We start from the raw sequence: 18,317 nt of genomic DNA on the forward strand, positions 1-18,317 counted from the left end.
AAAAATAATAAAAAAATGTTAAAAACTAGCATTTTTACTGGATTGCTTTGTCAAAACTTACAGTTTTTCCTCGCAATAACGACTCAGTATCCACACAACAATGCCAAGTGGGAATGACATAGAACAAGGTCCAGTTTTTAGCTAGGATGACATCAAAGTCTTTTTAAAAACTATCCGATACTTTAGGTAAAATCGAATAATGCAAGTTACACACAAAATACTAAAAATCCCCTCAAAAGGATATAGAAAAATCTTGAGTCTCTTAAATGAAAAAGGACAAGCAAGGCTTATAGGCGGCTGCGTACGTGATGCGTTACTAGATCTCTTGCATAACAAAACTAATAAAGAGGAATTTGAAGGAGACACGGAACGCAGAATCGCAATGTATATAAACGTACGTGAGGATTCGAGTACCGGATCGACGTACAAATTACCTTTAGAAGCAAGTTATCCAAGAGATCTACTTGAGAAAGGTAGCTGCGATATAGATATAGCTACTAATTTGACACCTAGTGAAGTAACAAATATTTTATTTGGAGCTAAAATAAAAACTATTCCGACCGGTTTAAAATTCGGCACGATTACAGCTACTTTAAATAATGAAAAATTTGAGATCACGACTCTTAGGAAAGATATTGAATGTAATGGCAGACATGCCAAAGTAATATTCACCAACGATTTTGCCGAAGATGCCGCAAGACGAGATTTTACTATTAATGCTTTAAGCTATTGTCCCTTTAAGAACGAGATATATGATTATTTTGAAGGGTTTAAGGATTTGCAGCAGGAAAAGGTTGTATTTATAGGGGAAGCTCTAGATAGAATTAAAGAAGATTATTTGCGAATTCTACGCTTTTTTCGGTTTTCTAGCTATTATGCGAATCAGCTTGATGATGGCAACTTTAAAGCATGTAAAGCTTTAAAAGACGGCTTAAAAACTTTATCACGAGAGCGAATTAAAAGCGAAATGGATAAAATTATTGTTTCAAAAAGAGCAGCACAAATTTTAAAAGCTATGTTTGAAATAGGAATATTAGAACTAATATTCTCTATCCAAAATTATGAAATAAAATTTTTTGAGCAGGCAAATGATTTTAAATTAGAATTAGTTACTCGATATGCACTCTTATTATATTGTCAAAAAGATTTAAATTTAAAGGTCTTTCTAGATTGGAAATTCTCAAAACATGAAGCAATGCAAATATTATCAATAACGAACTTTCTGAATGACGCTAAATTTAACATGAAAAAAATTTGGTTTGAAAAAAAGAATTATAAGGAATATTTATTAGCAGCTAGAATAATCGGTAAATTAAATCATTCACAAGTAAAAGAATTTATTCTTAAATATGATGCGTTATTACGTCCTAAATTCCAAGTAAACGGTAATGATTTGTTAAATATGAATATAGAAAAAAAAAAAATAGGAGCAAAACTAGAATATCTAAAAAATTTTTGGATAGAGCAGGATTTTAAACCTAGTAAATTAGAGTTGTTGGCGAAATTATGAGAGCTAGTATGTCAAACCGTCATTGCGAAGAAAAATTGAAAATTTTGACGAAGCAATCTCGTGCCAAAATCCTGAGATTTCCACGCTCCTTTCAGTCGCTAGTAATGACGATTTGGTATCAACGCAAGCAAGCCTTCACAGAGATGACATACCTAGCATTACTATTCCTTACATTCTTCAGCCTTACTAGCTATGCTAAGCCTAAGATAGTTGTAAGTATTACGCCAATCGGCAGTATTGTTTCGATGCTTGTTAAGGATAAAGCGGATATCGAGAGCTTAGCTATTAGTAGTGACTGTCCACATCATTATAATTTAAAACCTAGTGATTTAGTAAAAGTCAAAAATTCTGATATAGCAATTTATATTAATGAACAATTTGACGGTTTTGCCAAGAAATTAATTGATAATCATAGCAAAAACATTATAAAAATCAGTGATATTAAATCTTTAACCACTATAAAAGATAATTGGCATATTTGGCTTGATCTTAATAATGCTGTGATTTTACTACAGGAATTTGCACAAATATTTAGTGAAAAATTTCCTGAGCTACAAGAAGATATTAATAATAACCTTTCAACAGCACTTAAAGAATTAAATAAGCTACAAGAGATTAAACATAATGAGCTTGCAACGATAAAAGACGTAATTTTATTAAGTGACAGTAGCGAGTATTTTTTTCTTAATACTAATATTAAAACTGCAAAATTATATAGCGAAAGTCAAAAAAGCCTCCGATATATAAGCAAGCTAGAAGATTTAATTAAAGAGTCTAATAACAAATATCTTGTTTTAAGTAATGAACAAAATTCACGATTATACGACAAATTAAACGCTAAAATAATAATATTAAATAGTGAAAACTGGAATGTGCAGAATATAGGTTCCAACACTTTTCAGAATCAATATTTACAAATGATTTATCAAGTTAAAAAATGCATACACTAAATAGCGAAGAAGAGACAAAGAAGCTTGCAAAGCTTTTAGCACAAAGCTTAAAACCAAATGATATAGTTTTACTTAACGGTGACCTTGGAGCAGGTAAAACATTTTTTTGTCGTGAAATTATTAAATATTTTTGCGGTGAAAATACAAGCATTATAAGCCCTACCTTTAACTTACTGCAAACTTATAAAGCATCTAACTTCACTATATATCACTATGACCTGTATCGTCTTAAATCACCTGAAGAAATTTATGAACTTGGATTTGAAGAGGCATTAAACGACAATTTAATTTTAATAGAATGGTCTGAAATTATTAAGCATTTACTTACTCCGCCTTTAATCGAAGTAAATCTAGAAGTATTAGATAATAATAAACGTTTATGTAGTATAATAACAAATCATAAAGAAAATTCACAAGAATCTTCCCTTATTGATTTTTTACAAGATTCTCCGCTATTCGATACAAAACTTGATATTCAAAGAGATAAAAGCCCTACTAGAAAAGTTAAGTTATAATTATGAACTATTTAATTTTTCTTTTAACTAATTTATAAACTTTTCCATCATTTCTTTTTCCTATAAGAAAGATATTTAATATCTTATTTAAAAAATCCTTACTCTCTTCCTCTCATAAAAAACCACTTTTACTCACATTTTTTGCTTGCATTGCCCAATTACATATTTTCAAGCTGATTAATTTTCTCATATTCTTCATGTGATATCAGAACAACTATGAGCTTACCGTATTATTAATATCTAACTAATCAATTGTCATGTAATAAAAACGCCTTTTCAATAGAAAGTAATTTTAATTCCGGTAACATCGGCATAATTAAATCTATTCCGGCTTTTTCGTTACTATTACCGTGTACCAATATAAAAGAACCATTTTGAACTTTTTCGCCTTTAGCAAGCCATGCATTACTCCCAAGCGGAATAACTCCCAAATCTTTTAATTTTTCTATTAATGTTTGATCGGAAACTAATCCAGGAAAACGAAAGAAAGGTGACGGAGCAATATTATAACTTACTAATATTTTCCCTGCTTCTAATACTTCATTTTCAAAATCATCTTTATTGGAAAGAAGGAAATTATCTTCAAGAGGTTTATCTTTAAAATAAGGACGACTAAATGAATGATTAACCCATGTTATTTGTAAATAACCGTTTTCTTGTTGTTTTAATAACCATAAAAATTCTTCTGTATGCTTATTAATCCATAATCCTGAAACACATATAGCAATCGGAATAGGTTTATTTAGTTTGATCGATAATTCTACGAACTTTTTAAAAAAATCTTCTTCAAAGCTTTTGGAAGAAGGACACATGTCAATTGTCAAGAACTGTCCTTTTACTTTATACATGCTACTCGTAGCACCGTAATTTTGTTGTATATAAGGTGTAGAGCTAGAGCTATATTTATTTAAAACTTTAATATACGGAGTTTTACTTAATTTTTTTAGAAGATTTTCTTTTTCTATTTTATTCGTAGGTAAAATTACCAGCTCTTGTAGGGCTATTTCAGTTTTAAAAGAATTCGGATCTACTAAAACGAAATATGATTTTTCATTATTTAAATAAGAACGAATAGCAATTCTTATTTTTTTATTTTCAGCAATTACAGGCAAAAATACCGGTTTATAATCAGTTATAATTACTGCTTTTTCACTTGCATAGCTTAAACTAAAAAACAATATTACAAAAATAAAACTTAAAATTCTTTTAATTTATTCGCCATAACGCTCGTATAAAATTCCGCAATTTTCTCTTTTACAGCTAGAGGATCGTTCATTAAATTAACAGCTTCTACCATGAACGGTAATCATCTAAACACCTGAGCTTTCAGCAATTTTGGCTAAAGTCGGAGCGTTTTTCGTATTATCATCCCAACCCATACGCATTTTAACAGTTACCGGCAGCTTAACTGCTTCAACGGTAGCTTCAAAAATTTTAGCTGCCAACTGCTCATCCCTCATTAGAACCAAGCCTGAATAACCGCCTACTACTTTTTTCGCCGGACAGCCAAAATTAAGATCGATAATTTTTGCTCCCATACCCCCCCCTCGCTTCTGCTATCACATTCGGCTCACAGCCTACTGCTAGCTGTACGCAAGCACTTGTTACATCATCACGCATAATGGCACTTTTTTTTAGTAACTGCCTAGATTCCACAATCATTGCTCTACTTGCTACCATTTCAGAAACTACAAGCCCTGCACCAAATCTTTTCACTAATCTTCTAAATTCCAAATCCGTAACACCTGACATTGGAGTTAAATATTTGAAGAAAGCTCAATATTGCCGATTTTGATTATAAAAACCGTTATAAAAATAAACACTCATGATATCATAATTAAGTATTTTTGTCTAATATTACTAAATTAAGAATAGACAAAAGCCGATTAATCTATTATAAGCTTAAGTTATATTTCCTTACACCCTAATAAATGAAAGAATAGTATAGACGAAGATCAACTTGGAAAAGAGCAAGGAGTCTGTAAGCCGAGGAGCGGAGCGTATACTAATACATGAGTATTCGAGGACTTACAAAGACGACGAAGTCAAATTTTCAAGTTCATCGAGTATATACGGCCACGTAGCTCAGTCGGTAGAGCAAAGGACTGAAAATCCTTGTGTCGTTGGTTCAATTCCAACCGTGGCCACCACTATTCCTTACTTTAAATCCCGTTATTTTATATCTTCACTTAAATTTCTATTGCATCTGTAAACTTATTTTTGTAATTTTAATTAACTTTAGGTTAATAAGGATAAATTATATTGATAAGATTTGTACTAAAATAGCTACAATATATTAATTTAATTCTTCTTAATAAAACGTAAATTAATATTTGTGACTTTTTATCTATTTTTTTCCTAGATCTTACAATCAAGTAGACGTTGTTGCGTGGATCGGTTTTTCCGTCATTGTGAAGAATTTGCATAGCAATTGACGAAGCAATCTCAGGAGTTTGTTATTATTTCATAAGACTGCCACGCAGCCTACGGCTGCTCGCAATGACAACATCATTCTTTACTTAGCAATACCTTTTATTCCACCTGTAAATTTTGTTGCATAATAAAACTATCACTTATATACTGTCGCTAATGATTAATTTGCTTAAAGTTATATGGTAAGTAGTAATTTTTATAAAAATCTAGGGCCACGAAAACTAACAGCAATTATAGATTTTTTACACGATATTATAGCACCTCCTAAGATTCATGAAGATATAGCTATTCATGATATTAAAATTTTGCAGGAAGCATCACCAAATGATATTAGCTTTTTAAGCAATCCTAAATACTCCGAATTTTTAAAAACTACCAAAGCTGCTGCTTGTATAGTGCCGAAAAATTTTACGGGAGAAGCAAATCCAAATACTGTTTTATTACACGCCCAGGACCCATATTTTGCTTACGGCAAATTAATAGATTTTTTTTATGCTCCTATTAAATCATACCCTGCTAAAATAATGAAATCCGCTATTGTTGCAGATTCGGCGACTATCGGAAAAAATTGTTATATAGGTCACAATGTAGTTATTGAAGACGATGTTATTATAGGTGATAATAGTATTATAGAAGCTGGAAGTTTTATAGGTAGAGGAGTAAATATCGGCAGAAACGCTAGAATAGAACAACATGTTTCAATAAATTATGCAATTATAGGCGACGACGTCGTAATACTTGCAGGTGCAAAAATTGGACAGGACGGGTTTGGATTTTCTACCGAAAAAGGTGTACATCACAAAATATTTCATATAGGAATAGTTAAAATCGGCAATAATGTTGAAATTGGTGCAAACACTACTATTGATAGAGGATCACTTCAAGATACAATTATAAAAGATTTATGCCGCATAGATAATTTAGTACAAATAGGGCATGGCGTCAAAATAGGTAAAGGCTCTATTATCGTAGCACAAACAGGTATAGCAGGAAGTAGCACGATCGGTAAATATTGTACTCTTGGAGGGCAAGTAGGAATCGCCGGACATCTAAATATAGGCGACAGGGCACAGGTAGCGGCACAAAGCGGTGTAGCACAAAATATAGAAGCAGGTAAAATTGTCGGCGGCAGCCCTGCAATTCCTATTATGGATTGGCATAGACAATCTATTATTATGAAACAATTACTAAAGACCTCTAATAGCAAATTAAAAAAGTAGCTTGCTATTGAAAAGAGCTTTGTTGTTGCATGAATACCTGAGTCGTCATTGTGAGCAGCCATAGGCTACGGTGACAATCCAAAAAAATTAGCAAAAAGTGCTGATTCTAGTACTTTTTACTAGATTGCTTCGTCAATTATTTCATAATTTCCTCGCAATGACGGAAAATTTACATTAAAGAAGAGCTCTAAATAAATGATCATAGATATTACCGAAATCATGGATTGGATACCTCATCGCTATCCATTTTTATTAGTAGATAGAGTACTTAAAATCGATCCTAACAAATCAATAACAGGTATTAAAAACGTTACTGTTAACGAACCGCAATTTACAGGACATTTTCCGGCAAGACCTGTTATGCCCGGTGTTCTAATGGTTGAGGCTATGGCACAATTAGCTGCTGTATTAGTTGCTAAATCTTTAGGTTCTACTAAGAATAAAGAAGTGTTTTTAATGACTATCGAAAATGCAAAATTTCGTAGAATTGTTCAGCCGGGGGATACTATGTATATCCACGCTGTTATTGATCAGCAAAGAGCTAACGTATGGAAATTTTCAAGTACGGTTACGGTCGAAGGTGAAATAGCTGCAGAAAGTAAGTTTACCGCAATGATTAAAGATAAAACATAGGGACATAGTGTCAAATTCTAATATCCATACTACAGCTGTAATTGCAGAAGGTGCAAAGCTTGGTAAAAACGTAAAAATCGGACCGTATTGTATTATAGGTCCTGAAGTTGTGCTTCATGACAATGTCGAGCTAAAATCCCATGTAGTAATTGAAGGGATTACCGAAATCGGCGAAAATACTGTAATCTATCCTTTTTCATCAATAGGTCAACCTCCACAAATCTTAAAATATGCTAATGAGCAATCAAACACGATAATTGGCTCTAATAATACTATTAGAGAATATGTTACGGTACAAGCAGGAAGCCAAGGAGGCGGAATGATGACAAGAGTAGGAAATAATAATTTATTTATGGTCGGCGTCCATATAGGTCATGATTGTAAAATCGGTAATAATGTAGTATTTGCTAATTATGTAAGCCTAGCAGGTCATATTGGGGTAGGTGATTACGCAATAATCGGCGGACTGTCTGCCGTACATCAATATGCTAGAATCGGTGAATATTCGATGATCGGCGGGTTATCGCCGGTCGGAGCAGATGTAATACCGTTTGGGCTTGTAAGTAGCAAACGTGCGGTGCTTGAGGGCTTAAATCTAATCGGTATGAATAGAAAAGGGTTTGATAAAGTAAAGTCTTTAAGTGCTTTAAAAGCTATCGAAGAAATCTTCTCAGGTGAAGGTAATTTTGCTGAGCGTATAAAACAAGTTGCTGAGAAATATAACAATAATTCTATAGTAATACAAATTATCGATTTTCTTAATCAAGATAGTAGTAGAGCATTTTGTCGTTTTGAGAAGTAAATTTATTTAACTAGCGATATGTAACACTTTGTGTTACAATTAAATATTATAAGGAGGATAAAAATGACAAAAAGTATTACGACTAGTATACGCTTAGAAATAAATTTAAGTAAAAAACTTGAAAAAGCAACTTATGATTTACACCGTGAAAAAAGCTGGATAATTAGTAAAGCAATACATATATATCTTAAACAACTAGAAAATTCAGACCTAGCCAAAGAAGCTAAACGTCAATCCTTATTAGCTAGTAAAGAAAACAATCCTGATGCCAACTTATGGTTAAAACACAATGAAGAAAGTTGGTTAGATGAATGGAAATAATAGAAATTAAAAAAAGATATATTGTTGCTTGGTGTAATATCTGGAGATTATGGTAAACCCCGCCCCGCTGTTGTTGTTCAATCTAATTTATATAAAAATCATCCCAGTATAAAACAGTTTGCCTTCACAACGGGTTTAATAGATGCCCCACAACTTTTCACCTGTTATTAACTCCTACAGAGCTAAATGGTTTTAATTTAGAATCTCATATTATGGTTGATGAAATTAAGTGCTATAAGAAGTGATAAAATTCAAAAAAATTGGTGAATTCTCACCTGAACAACTAGAAGAGTTAATTGAAGCTATTATATTAAATTATGGATGAATTAGCCACTAATTTTCTCATTTTTTCTTGCAAAGAGTTTTGGCGTAAACGAGTTTTCAAGCTCTTAAAATCAACTATTTCTGCATTTTGATTTTGCTGGCTACATGCAAAAATATATTTCTGCTCTCCTTTAACTTTTTGAATACATTGTCCGCAAATTCCTTTCATCATACATTGCATCGATGAATTAACGCTAACTATTATTTTTGTATTTTCACTGAATATTCCATTTTTTAGACTTTGCAATTCTTCTATTATTTCAGGAGAAGCATTAATTATTACTATATCCACTGAAACTAATTTACGGATTTTTATATCAGGATAGGTAACAAATATAACTTCATTATTATTTTCTTTTAGAACTTTTAATAAGCCTATATTACCGACTTCGAAATCAACAATAACTATTTTTTTATTTTGAGGTATTTCTAGCGGCGAACCTGTCGGTCCCATTAAAACTACTTTCTCATTTTCGGATAATGTTTTACATAAGCTAGTAGATTTACCGACTTCAAAAACTATAAAGTTAATTAAGCCTTTTTCTACATCAATATCGATAGGGCTTAAGGCTACAGGCTCTATTAACTTAGCAGCATCTTCAGAATAATTTTGTAAGCGAAAAAACTGTCCGAACTTAAAATTTTTAGCAGCAAGCGGCGAATGAATTATCAACTCAAAAGTTTTATCATCTAAAATATTTATTTTATTAACCCTAGAAGTCAGCAAATAATCAAGCTGCGTACAAAAATCTTTATAACTACCTTTAAAGCTAGGATTATTATTTATAAGCTTTTTGTTAATAGCGTCGTACCCTTCTTTGGTACTAGCAAGAGCCTTCACTACACTACCCGAATATTTAGGATTACAATCACCGAAATAGCTATATTTATCCTCATTGAATTGAGTGTTATTTTCTATACCGATTGCCATAATCACGGTTTTGGTTTTAATGTCATTGCGAGGAAATGCGTAGCATTGACGCGGCAATCTTGTTAAGCCAAACTCCTGAGATTGCCATGCAGTCTTCGACTGCTCGCAATGACGGTTTCGATTCTCAAACTCCACAGATTCCACATGACCGTATTTATCAACATTAATCCTTAAAGGTTGCATATTTTCCTTAAAATCAACACCGAGTGCTAATGTATATATTAACTCCTCGTGATTTAATTTATATGCCGGCGAATCTTGCAATCTTCCACGATAGTAAACAGTAGCACCCCCAAGCTTATTAAAAACCTTTCTTAATTCTTCATTATTCTTAGCTTCTTTAAACAATTTTGCATGAGCAATAAATTCTTCAGCTATTTCTTTATCTTCCTCCGCTAAATCTTTTTCTATATAATCTTCGGCAAATTCCTCTACTTGTTTTTTATAGTAATATAAACTTTCCGTTGCTGCGTCTAAGGAAGTAAGACCGCCGCCTATTACCGCAATCGGCATCCTAATTACCATATTAGTACTAGAATTTTTCAAAAATGCCCCTCCGTTTTGCAAAGTCATTAAGAAATCAGAAGCCGTTTTTACGCCCTTAGCTTCAAAATTTTCTATATCCAAAACTTTCGGCTGACCTGCTCCAATGCAAAAAGCTATATAGTCAAAACCCAAATCGAAAGCTTGTTCTTTCGTTATATTAAAATCTAAAGCTACTCCGTCATAATATTTGAAATTATTATTTCTCTCTAATATTAGCCGCAATATATCGAGATTGTTTTTATCCCACCGAACGGTAATCCCATATTCCGCTACCCCTCCAAATCCTCTTGGCATTCTTTCCGATAACAAATTTTTATATTCATGCCAAAATTTTATAGGCTTATGAACGTCAAAAGGCAGTAGAGTAATTCTTAAACCGTCAATAGCCACAACATTATGACCTGACCGTAATAAATAATAGCTAAGACTAAAACCTGCAGGACCAAGACCGGTAACTAAAATATTATAATTAGTAGGTTCTTTCGGAAGCGGTGCATAAATATTAAGCGGATTCCAACGAGTAAGCAGTAAATATATCTCTAAGCCGTAAGGTAATTTAAGTGTTTCTTCTAAAATATTTGATTCTATTAATGGGATATTTACCGGATCTTGCTTTTGGTAAATACAAGCTTTTGAGCAATCATTACAAATTCTATGACCTGTTGCTGCAACCATCGGATTATCAATAACGATAATAGCAAGAGCACTTAGGTTAAAACCTTGTGCCTTAACATAGTTCATTTCAGAAATTTTTTGTTTTAACGGGCAGCCTTGTTTTAAATTCGTTATTGCGAGCGACTGCAAGGAGCGTGACAATCTCGTCAAATCTCCTGAGATTGCCACGTCGCTTCGCTCCTCGCAATGACGATTCTGAGGTTGCAGTAATCCCTTAGAACAGCTATCCTTATCTTGCTTATGGCAATAAATACAATAATGAGAATGGTTTAAAGCTTCATCTAGATTTAAAAAAGAATCTGTATAGTCAAAATCTACTCTCTCATTTTTTTGATATTTTAATATTTTTTTATCGTCTATTAGATTTTCTTTATCTAGTTTTTGTGGGAGGTTGAATAGGATGTTATCCTGTGGCTTGATACCCTCACACAAATAAACCCTATATGCAGCATACCTAGCTGCTATGTCTAATTCTTCTGCAAAACTTTCTTCTGCCTGTTGCCATATAATTATTTGTTTGGCAAATTCTCTAGAAGTAAAATTCGCACCTATTAAATCAGTTAATTTTAAATACACATCTTCAAAATCAATATCTTTTATTTTTTCCGGTGGATATTTTTTTACGGCAACACGTTGAACAAATTTTCTTTTACATTCATAAATAATATCAAAATCTTTATGTTTTAACCTTGATATCGTTATTTCTTTTGAAATACAAAATAACTCTGCTAAAAAATCGTCTAAATGAGGGGAAATTTTTAGCAAAAATTCGGAATAATCTTTTGGAATAATGGAGAGAGGAGTCGATCTAAATAACATTAAATCTTTATGCAAAGATCTATCAGCTTTAAAGAGATAATCTAAAAATATTTGATCTAATTTTTTAAGTCCGGTTAAATCTAATTCATTAAAATCTAGATTAAAACCAAGTTTCATAAATAATAAATAACTCTTTTAGAAAATTGTCTATAAATTAAATAACTGATACAAACAGTAATAAATGCAACTATAATAGACTTAACTATCAGCATCATATCCGGTAATGTTCCGTCAATCACCAACGCTTGTACGGGTCTTATAACTAAAAAGAACGGATTAAATTCAAAATATATCTTTTTAGACTCCGGAATTAGCGAATATGGATAAACTATCGGTATACTCCAATAAATAACTCCAAGAATAACACTCAACATTTGCGGAATATCTCGAATATACGGCGTTAAAAATGCTACTGCGATAGAACCGCTAATCACACATATTATTAAGGGCAAAATTAATATCGGCATAAATATTATTTGCCAAGAAAATTTTTCTGGAAATAATAAAATAAAAGCAAAATACATTGCCGAAAATGAGCAAATTAAAGTATATAATTGCCCTAAACTATCCGCAACAGGAAAAAAAGTCTTAGAAATTCTAACTTTTTTTATTATTTGATCACGTGTAACTAAAGAACTTGAACAAATCGTTAAGCTGCTTACTATAAAACTCCACAAAGGAATACCGCCGACTAAGTTCATTACCATAAATTCTCTCGGCTGTCTTAATAAAAAACCGAAAAAATATGAAATTACCATTATGTGAATAAAAGGCTGAATTAAACTCCATAAAGAACCTAAAAAAGAATCTTTATTTTGCCTAATTATAGAAGCTTTAACTAGTAATGCTATTGCTCGCCAGTATTTTTTAGAAAAAAAATACTTTATCATTTATGAATTTCCTTGTTGTTGGTTATAGATTTTAAACATTTCCGATGGTGTACCATCACCTATAATATTGCCGTCTTTTAATAAAATACATCTATTGCAATTATCTTTTATAATTTCTTCTTGATGGCTTACTATTATTGAAATAGGAGTATTTTTAAATTTATTCTTCATTAAACCAAGAGATTTTTCTATAAAATAGCTATCGCCTGCCGCAAAAACTTCATCAAGTAATAGAATCTGCGGATTTTGAAATATCGATACAGAAAAAGCAAGACGTGATAACATACCGGAGCTATAAATTTTTATCGGTAAATCAATTTTACTACCAAGTTCTGAAAAATCTATAATTTCTTTTTCAATTTTTTTGCTATATTTATCCAGCATATTATTATATAGCATTAACATTTTTATATTTTCACGACCAGTTTGCTCAGACTCAAAACCAACTCCCATATCTATAATTGCCGCAATATCTCCATGAACTTTGACTGTACCGGATTTTAACGGATATATTCCGGCGATTAACTTTAGAAACGAACTTTTTCCCGAACCGTTACTCCCTATAAAAGCTATTTTTTCTCCCTCATAACAAGAAAAATTAATATTGTTTAATATAGGTATATTTGGAGAAAGAGAGACTCCTTTTTTCAAGAAGAAATGCTTTAAACCTTGAGCTCTTTTATGAGTATCAATACCTTCAACATAACCATTAGTTATCTCTATAAATACTTTTGGATAGCTAAGTGACATAAAATAAATATTAAATAGATTTATTAATCCAATCTAAAAGAGAATTTTTTTGTTGCAAACCTATTTTAGTATTTTTTTGTTCACCATTTTTAAATAACATTATCGTTGGAATACTACGAATACCGTATTCTGAAGGAGTGTTAGGATTTTCATCAATATCCATTTTAAGTACTTTTACTTTGCCTTGTAATTCTTTACTGATTTCATCTATTATCGGTGTTAACATTTTACACGGTCCGCACCATTCTGCCCAAAAATCAACCAGTACAGGTAAATCCGATTCTAATACTTCCTTTTTAAAAGAGCTATCCATTACGTTATTTGCCATAAATTCCTCTATGTTTTTGTAGCATTGTCCATATGGCTTTTATGTCATTCCCGCGTGTAGGCGGGGATGACATCGAGTAGGTTTTTCAATCTATGCAACAAAGTCGCTTTTAGCTAGGAATGACATAGTGTTGCTTTCGGATTCATATGAACAACATCTATATTTATAAATAAAATTATAACGTACAGGCTTCTACTTGTAAATAATGAAAATCTTTTTATTTATTATATTTATTTTTTCTATTATAATATATTCGCATTATTAAAGCTGCTGTTTCCTCTATTGATCTAGTCGACACATCAATTACCGGCCAATTTCTTTGATCACAAATTTTTCTGACTTCTAGGCACTCTTTTTGTACTATATTAAAATCCGTATAGCTTTTATTTTCGTTAATTTGTAATAGATTTAATCTAGCTTCTCTTATCTCAATTAACCTATTTGGATTAATAACGAGTCCTACTACCAATTGATCTATATCTTTTTCTATAAAATCAGGAAAGGGGCAATTATAAACATAAGGAATATTGGCAGCTTTTAAACCGTTATACGCTAGAAATACGGAAGTCGGTGTCTTAGAAGTTCTAGAAGGACCTATTAATATTATATCAGCCTCTAATAATTCATTAAGCATTTGTCCGTCATCATGTCTTATAGCATAATCTATGGCATTAAGTGTATCAAAATAAGTTTTATCAAATTTATAATTGTAATTCTGTTCTTTTTCTATTTCAATACCTGAAAAAACAGACATTTCTTTAATAATTTTACCTATTACGGAAATACATGGAATTTTTAATTCATAGCAAAATTTCGTTAAAGTTTTTCGGAGTTCTTGATTGGCAATCGTGTATAATACTATCCCATGTTTATATTCTATTTTACTTAATACTTCATTTAGCAATTCCAAATTTCTAATCATTGGCCAATGATATAATTTTGGTTTTACGGAAGTAAATTGTGCAAGGGCAGAATTTGCTGTATATTTTGCAGTTTGCACGGAAGAGTCTGAAACTAAGTGAATAATTAGCTTTGTCATACTTTACACACGTAATTGTGGATAAATTTTTTAATAACTTGTTATTTTTCCTATTAAAACCTATTAAAAATTTCCTCAAATCCTTATTAAATCAAGTAAATCTAGTGTATTTTCTTTTAAATAAATAGTTTGTGGATAAAATTGTGAATAAATATCATTTTTCTTTGAAAAAATAGTCTTTTCTAAGCTATAAATGAATTTTATACTTAATTATCCACTTGTATAAATTCATTACAAACTTATGTGGATAATAATTAAAAATACATATATATTTTTAAGAAAATTTTAATGAAAATTTTGTTGATAACTCTGTTTAAAACATTTAATCTACATAATTCTATTTACATAAACAACAATAAATATATTTATTATTTTAATATTTTTAGTAATAGTATGAAGCAAATTATAAATCCGTTAAAAGGAAATAATAATAAAGTACCTATTTGGTTTATGCGTCAAGCAGGTAGATATTTGCCGGAATATAAAAAAGTAAGAGAAACAACAAAAAATTTTCTAGATTTTTGTTATGATGTTAGCAAAGCAACAGAAGTGACCTTACAACCGATAAAACGCTATGGATTTGATGCAGCTATTATTTTTTCCGATATATTAGTTTTACCTCATGCTCTTGGATGGGAAGTGGATTTTAAAGAAAATATAGGGCCTATATTAAAGCAATTCAAATCACAAGAAGATTTTAAATATCTGCAAATCAATCCGGATTATAAATTAGAAAAGGTTTATGAAATAATAAAAAAAGTAAAAAAAGAATTACCATCCCCCATTTCTTTAATAGGATTTGCAGGTAGTCCTTGGACAGTGATGAGTTACATGCTAGAAGGAAAAGGAAAACAGGATTTTAAAACGAGCAAAAAATTCATATATGAAAATAAAATACTTGCTGAAGAATTATTAAATTTTATTACGGAAAAAACAGCTGATCATCTTATAAATCAAGCAAAATCTGGAGCAGATGTTTTAAAGCTTTTTGATTCATGGTCAGGAGTACTTGCAGAAGAGGAATTTACTGAATTTGTAATAGAGCCGACAAAAAAGATTATACTAAAAGTAAAAGAAGTTTTTCCAAAAACTCCTATAATTGCTTTTCCTAAAGGAGCAGGATTATTGTACGAAAAATTTATAAAAGAAGTACCGATAGATGTTTTAGCCGTAGATCAAACGGTCCCTCTTAAAAAAATGAAAGAGTGGAGTGATAAAGTAATAGTACAAGGTAATTTAGATCCGGTTGTATTATTAACTAATAAAGAAATTATTAAAGAAAAAACTTATAAAATTCTTCAGGTAATGAAAGGAAAGAATTTTATCTTTAATTTAGGACATGGTATTTTACCTGAAACACCTACGGAAAATGTAGAATTTTTGACAGAATATGTTAGGCTATATGAAGAAAAGAATAGCAATAGTACTTTTTAATTTAGGCGGTCCAAAAAACCTTAAATCAGTGAAGCCTTTTCTATTTAATCTATTCTATGACAAAGCTATAATTAATCTACCAAATCCTTTGCGTTACATTATTGCTAAAATAATTTCTATTACTAGAGAGAAAAAATCTCAAAAAATTTATTCTTTAATCGGTGGTAAATCTTCTTTACTTCAGGAAACAGAGGAGCAGAAATTAGCACTAACCAAAAAGCTAAAGCAACTTATAAAAGAAGATTTCGCTATTTTTATAAATATGAGGTATTCAGCACCGTTTGCTAAAGAAGTAATAGGTCAAATAAAAAAATATAATCCAAGTGAAATAATATTATTGCCTCTATATTCTCAATTTTCAAGTACTACGACAGGATCATCGGTTAAAAATTTTTTACAAAACCTTGATATTGATATTCCAATTAAAACAATTTGCTGTTATCCTCTAGAAAAAGATTTTATAAAAGCCCATGTTTCATTAATTAAAGAAAAACTATACGATAAAAATTTTCGTATATTATTTTCTGCTCACGGGTTACCCGAAAAAATAATAAAAGCAGGTGATCCTTATAGTTTTCAGATAAAAGAAACAGTACAAGCAATAGTTAAAGAATTAAATATAAAAGATCTAGATTATAAGATAACTTATCAAAGTAGAGTAGGACCTATAGAGTGGTTAAAACCGAATACGGAAGATGAAATAGAGCTAGCAGGAAAGTTAAAAAAAGACATAATTATCGTACCTATATCCTTTGTATCCGAGCATGTTGAAACACTAGTAGAGCTTGATATTGAATATAAATTAATCGCAGATAAATATGAAATTCAATATACCCGAATTCCGACACTTGGAACAAATAAAATTTTTATTAATAGTTTGACAAATATATTGCTACGATTTATTAATAAGGTTGATACTAATTTAGTTATGAGTAGCTCTAGTACAAGAATATGTCCAAATGAATTTACTAAATGTTTGTGTAAATTAACAAGTTAATAAGGAAAAGAATGGCAAGTTACTATCTATGGTTTAAGTCAGTTCATCTGATATCTGCTATATGTTGGATGGCAGGGCTTCTTTATTTACCTAGAATATATGTTTATCATATCAAAGCTAAAATAGGTAGTGAGCTAGATAGTACTTTACAAGTAATGGAACTAAAATTACTCAGATTCATTATGAATCCAGCAATGATTAGCACATTTATTTTTGGTTTAATAAATGCTCATATTTACGGGTTTGTTGCTCTTGATACTTGGTTTCACATTAAAATGTTTGCAGTATTAGTTTTAGTGATATTTCACGGTTTACTTGCAAGATGGCGAAAAGATTTTGCAAATGGTAAGAATGTCCATTCAGAAAAATTTTATCGCATAGTTAATGAGATTCCGGCTATTTGCATGATTGTTGCAGTGATTATGGTTATAGTGAAACCATTTGACTAGTAGACTCTTTGTTATTTGAAAAGGGATTGTTAAAGATATATCGTCATTGCGAGCAGGAAATAATAACAAACATGAATAATAGCGATTAACTTAATAAGTTAGTAATCTTTAAAGATAAAACCATTAGAAGAATTTTGCATAATAACAAATGGTGGTTTTCAGTAGTCGACGTAGTAGAAGCATTAACTGATAGTAGTGACCCTGGAGCTTATTGAAGAAAACTAAAACAAAGGTTAAACGAAGAAAAAAGTGAGGTCATGACAAACTGTCACGGACCGAAATTAACTGCCACAGATGGAAAAAAATATATAACAGACTGTGTAAATACAGAGTTATTACTTCGTATTATACAATCTATTCCGTCTCCAAAGGCAGAACCATTTAAACAATGGCTTGCTAAAGTCGGTTATGAGAGGATTCAAGAAATTTCTGATCCAGAAAAGTCAATTGATAGAGCAAGGGGTAATTGGAAACGACACGGTCGTAGCGAAAAATGGATTCAACAACGTATGATGGGGCAGGAAACACGAAATAAATTAACTGATTACTGGAAAAACCATGAAGTAACAAAAGAGAATGAATTTGCTATATTAACTAATATTATTTATCAGGAATGGAAGAAAATAAGGTTGCAGGTAAAATAGGAGGAAGTATAGCTAAAAACGCTAAAACGGTCTTGGAAAATAAAACTGGTAAAAAAGTAATCTCAACAGAACATTATTTACCGCCTAAACTTACAACAAGGATTGCA

General features: G+C 31.1%; 17 protein-coding genes, 1 tRNA gene and 2 pseudogenes. 13 read left to right on the forward strand and 7 right to left on the reverse strand.

All coding sequences use genetic code 11. The annotated features are described in order from the left end of the window. Positions 1–199 precede the first annotated feature (199 nt). From ABVF33_RS05960 to tsaE, 3 genes are read left to right on the forward strand one after another with little or no spacing between them, the layout of a single operon-like run. Entirely contained in the window at positions 200–1,510 is a 1,311-nt protein-coding gene (locus tag ABVF33_RS05960; RefSeq protein ID WP_499706650.1) for a palindromic element RPE1 domain-containing protein, read from the forward strand. After that, positions 1,507–2,460, forward strand: coding sequence for a metal ABC transporter solute-binding protein, Zn/Mn family (locus ABVF33_RS05965; protein WP_499706651.1), 954 nt, complete (start codon positions 1,507–1,509; stop codon positions 2,458–2,460). Before ABVF33_RS05960 ends, ABVF33_RS05965 begins: the two co-directional genes overlap by 4 nt. Beyond that, entirely contained in the window at positions 2,448–2,975 is a 528-nt protein-coding gene (gene tsaE, locus ABVF33_RS05970; protein WP_499706652.1) for a tRNA (adenosine(37)-N6)-threonylcarbamoyltransferase complex ATPase subunit type 1 TsaE, read from the forward strand. The genes ABVF33_RS05965 and tsaE overlap by 13 nt, the downstream gene beginning before the upstream one ends. Before the next feature lie 248 nt (positions 2,976–3,223). On the opposite strand, the gene ABVF33_RS05975 is transcribed toward tsaE, so the two are convergent. Both ABVF33_RS05975 and ABVF33_RS05980 read right to left on the reverse strand, forming a co-directional pair. Beyond that, positions 3,224–4,186, reverse strand: coding sequence for a polysaccharide deacetylase family protein (locus tag ABVF33_RS05975; protein ID WP_499706733.1), 963 nt, complete (start codon positions 4,184–4,186; stop codon positions 3,224–3,226). Positions 4,187–4,288: 102 nt separating this feature from the next. Beyond that, a pseudogene (locus ABVF33_RS05980) lies at positions 4,289–4,774 on the reverse strand (tRNA-dihydrouridine synthase); the annotation flags it as partial. A gap of 275 nt (positions 4,775–5,049) precedes the next feature. Here ABVF33_RS05980 and ABVF33_RS05985 point away from each other — a divergent pair. The 6 genes and pseudogenes from ABVF33_RS05985 to ABVF33_RS06010 all read left to right on the forward strand — a co-directional run bounded on the left by ABVF33_RS05985 (position 5,050) and on the right by ABVF33_RS06010 (position 8,651). After that, positions 5,050–5,125, forward strand: a tRNA-Phe gene (locus tag ABVF33_RS05985). A gap of 462 nt (positions 5,126–5,587) precedes the next feature. Then, positions 5,588–6,628: a UDP-3-O-(3-hydroxymyristoyl)glucosamine N-acyltransferase gene (gene lpxD, locus ABVF33_RS05990; protein WP_499706653.1), complete on the forward strand. Its 1,041-nt coding sequence runs from the start codon at positions 5,588–5,590 to the stop codon at positions 6,626–6,628. 195 nt (positions 6,629–6,823) lie between these two features. Further along, a complete protein-coding gene (fabZ, locus tag ABVF33_RS05995; RefSeq protein WP_012719306.1) occupies positions 6,824–7,261 on the forward strand; it encodes a 3-hydroxyacyl-ACP dehydratase FabZ in 438 nt (145 codons plus the stop codon). A 7-nt stretch (positions 7,262–7,268) separates the two neighbouring features. After that, the gene (lpxA, locus tag ABVF33_RS06000; protein ID WP_499706654.1) at positions 7,269–8,063 is read left to right on the forward strand and encodes an acyl-ACP--UDP-N-acetylglucosamine O-acyltransferase; all 795 of its coding nucleotides are present in this window, start codon (positions 7,269–7,271) and stop codon (positions 8,061–8,063) included. A 63-nt stretch (positions 8,064–8,126) separates the two neighbouring features. Further along, positions 8,127–8,384 carry a hypothetical protein gene (locus ABVF33_RS06005; RefSeq protein ID WP_499706655.1) on the forward strand — a complete coding sequence of 86 codons (258 nt, stop codon included), beginning with the start codon at positions 8,127–8,129 and terminating at the stop codon, positions 8,382–8,384. A gap of 24 nt (positions 8,385–8,408) precedes the next feature. Beyond that, positions 8,409–8,651, forward strand: a pseudogene (locus ABVF33_RS06010) (type II toxin-antitoxin system PemK/MazF family toxin). A gap of 43 nt (positions 8,652–8,694) precedes the next feature. Here the strand turns inward: ABVF33_RS06010 and ABVF33_RS06015 are convergent. From ABVF33_RS06015 to ABVF33_RS06035, 5 genes are all read right to left on the reverse strand, one after another. Continuing rightward, positions 8,695–11,796: an FAD-dependent oxidoreductase gene (locus ABVF33_RS06015; protein WP_499706656.1), complete on the reverse strand. Its 3,102-nt coding sequence runs from the start codon at positions 11,794–11,796 to the stop codon at positions 8,695–8,697. Continuing rightward, on the reverse strand, positions 11,793–12,569 hold the full coding sequence (locus ABVF33_RS06020; protein WP_004997009.1) for an ABC transporter permease: 777 nt from the start codon (positions 12,567–12,569) through the stop codon (positions 11,793–11,795). The genes ABVF33_RS06015 and ABVF33_RS06020 overlap by 4 nt, the downstream gene beginning before the upstream one ends. Further along, the gene (locus ABVF33_RS06025) at positions 12,570–13,319 is read right to left on the reverse strand and encodes an ABC transporter ATP-binding protein (protein WP_499706657.1); all 750 of its coding nucleotides are present in this window, start codon (positions 13,317–13,319) and stop codon (positions 12,570–12,572) included. A 10-nt stretch (positions 13,320–13,329) separates the two neighbouring features. Further along, on the reverse strand, positions 13,330–13,647 hold the full coding sequence (trxA, locus tag ABVF33_RS06030) for a thioredoxin (protein WP_499706658.1): 318 nt from the start codon (positions 13,645–13,647) through the stop codon (positions 13,330–13,332). A 217-nt stretch (positions 13,648–13,864) separates the two neighbouring features. Next, the gene (locus ABVF33_RS06035; protein WP_499706659.1) at positions 13,865–14,686 is read right to left on the reverse strand and encodes a pyruvate, water dikinase regulatory protein; all 822 of its coding nucleotides are present in this window, start codon (positions 14,684–14,686) and stop codon (positions 13,865–13,867) included. 393 nt (positions 14,687–15,079) lie between these two features. On the opposite strand from ABVF33_RS06035, the gene hemE reads away from it, so the two are divergent. The 4 genes from hemE to ABVF33_RS06055 all read left to right on the forward strand — a co-directional run bounded on the left by hemE (position 15,080) and on the right by ABVF33_RS06055 (position 18,210). Next, positions 15,080–16,120: a uroporphyrinogen decarboxylase gene (hemE, locus tag ABVF33_RS06040; protein WP_499706660.1), complete on the forward strand. Its 1,041-nt coding sequence runs from the start codon at positions 15,080–15,082 to the stop codon at positions 16,118–16,120. Then, the gene (gene hemH, locus ABVF33_RS06045; RefSeq protein ID WP_499706661.1) at positions 16,077–17,117 is read left to right on the forward strand and encodes a ferrochelatase; all 1,041 of its coding nucleotides are present in this window, start codon (positions 16,077–16,079) and stop codon (positions 17,115–17,117) included. The genes hemE and hemH overlap by 44 nt, the downstream gene beginning before the upstream one ends. Before the next feature lie 11 nt (positions 17,118–17,128). After that, positions 17,129–17,566 carry a protoporphyrinogen oxidase HemJ gene (hemJ, locus tag ABVF33_RS06050; protein WP_004997032.1) on the forward strand — a complete coding sequence of 146 codons (438 nt, stop codon included), beginning with the start codon at positions 17,129–17,131 and terminating at the stop codon, positions 17,564–17,566. Between the two features lie 257 nt (positions 17,567–17,823). Continuing rightward, complete coding sequence (locus ABVF33_RS06055) at positions 17,824–18,210, forward strand: BRO-N domain-containing protein (protein WP_499706662.1); 387 nt, start codon at positions 17,824–17,826, stop codon at positions 18,208–18,210. Positions 18,211–18,317: the final 107 nt, after the last annotated feature.

Source organism: Candidatus Rickettsia barbarica (assembly GCF_041477405.1).
Lineage (GTDB): Bacteria > Pseudomonadota > Alphaproteobacteria > Rickettsiales > Rickettsiaceae > Rickettsia > Rickettsia rickettsii.

What these genes read in the sequence shown, in the direction of transcription:
- hemH (WP_499706661.1), top strand. Translation starts at nt 16,077, where the DNA reads ATGTTAGGCTATATGAAGAAAAGAATAGCAATAGTACTTTTTAATTTA.
- tsaE (WP_499706652.1), top strand. Translation starts at nt 2,448, where the DNA reads ATGCATACACTAAATAGCGAAGAAGAGACAAAGAAGCTTGCAAAGCTT.
- hemJ (WP_004997032.1), top strand. Translation starts at nt 17,129, where the DNA reads ATGGCAAGTTACTATCTATGGTTTAAGTCAGTTCATCTGATATCTGCT.
- ABVF33_RS06015 (WP_499706656.1), bottom strand. Translation starts at nt 11,796, where the DNA reads ATGAAACTTGGTTTTAATCTAGATTTTAATGAATTAGATTTAACCGGA.
- ABVF33_RS06055 (WP_499706662.1), top strand. Translation starts at nt 17,824, where the DNA reads ATGACAAACTGTCACGGACCGAAATTAACTGCCACAGATGGAAAAAAA.
- fabZ (WP_012719306.1), top strand. Translation starts at nt 6,824, where the DNA reads ATGATCATAGATATTACCGAAATCATGGATTGGATACCTCATCGCTAT.
- ABVF33_RS05960 (WP_499706650.1), top strand. Translation starts at nt 200, where the DNA reads ATGCAAGTTACACACAAAATACTAAAAATCCCCTCAAAAGGATATAGA.
- ABVF33_RS05965 (WP_499706651.1), top strand. Translation starts at nt 1,507, where the DNA reads ATGAGAGCTAGTATGTCAAACCGTCATTGCGAAGAAAAATTGAAAATT.
- ABVF33_RS06005 (WP_499706655.1), top strand. Translation starts at nt 8,127, where the DNA reads ATGACAAAAAGTATTACGACTAGTATACGCTTAGAAATAAATTTAAGT.
- ABVF33_RS06020 (WP_004997009.1), bottom strand. Translation starts at nt 12,569, where the DNA reads ATGATAAAGTATTTTTTTTCTAAAAAATACTGGCGAGCAATAGCATTA.
- trxA (WP_499706658.1), bottom strand. Translation starts at nt 13,647, where the DNA reads ATGGCAAATAACGTAATGGATAGCTCTTTTAAAAAGGAAGTATTAGAA.
- lpxD (WP_499706653.1), top strand. Translation starts at nt 5,588, where the DNA reads ATGGTAAGTAGTAATTTTTATAAAAATCTAGGGCCACGAAAACTAACA.
- ABVF33_RS06035 (WP_499706659.1), bottom strand. Translation starts at nt 14,686, where the DNA reads ATGACAAAGCTAATTATTCACTTAGTTTCAGACTCTTCCGTGCAAACT.
- hemE (WP_499706660.1), top strand. Translation starts at nt 15,080, where the DNA reads ATGAAGCAAATTATAAATCCGTTAAAAGGAAATAATAATAAAGTACCT.
- ABVF33_RS06025 (WP_499706657.1), bottom strand. Translation starts at nt 13,319, where the DNA reads ATGTCACTTAGCTATCCAAAAGTATTTATAGAGATAACTAATGGTTAT.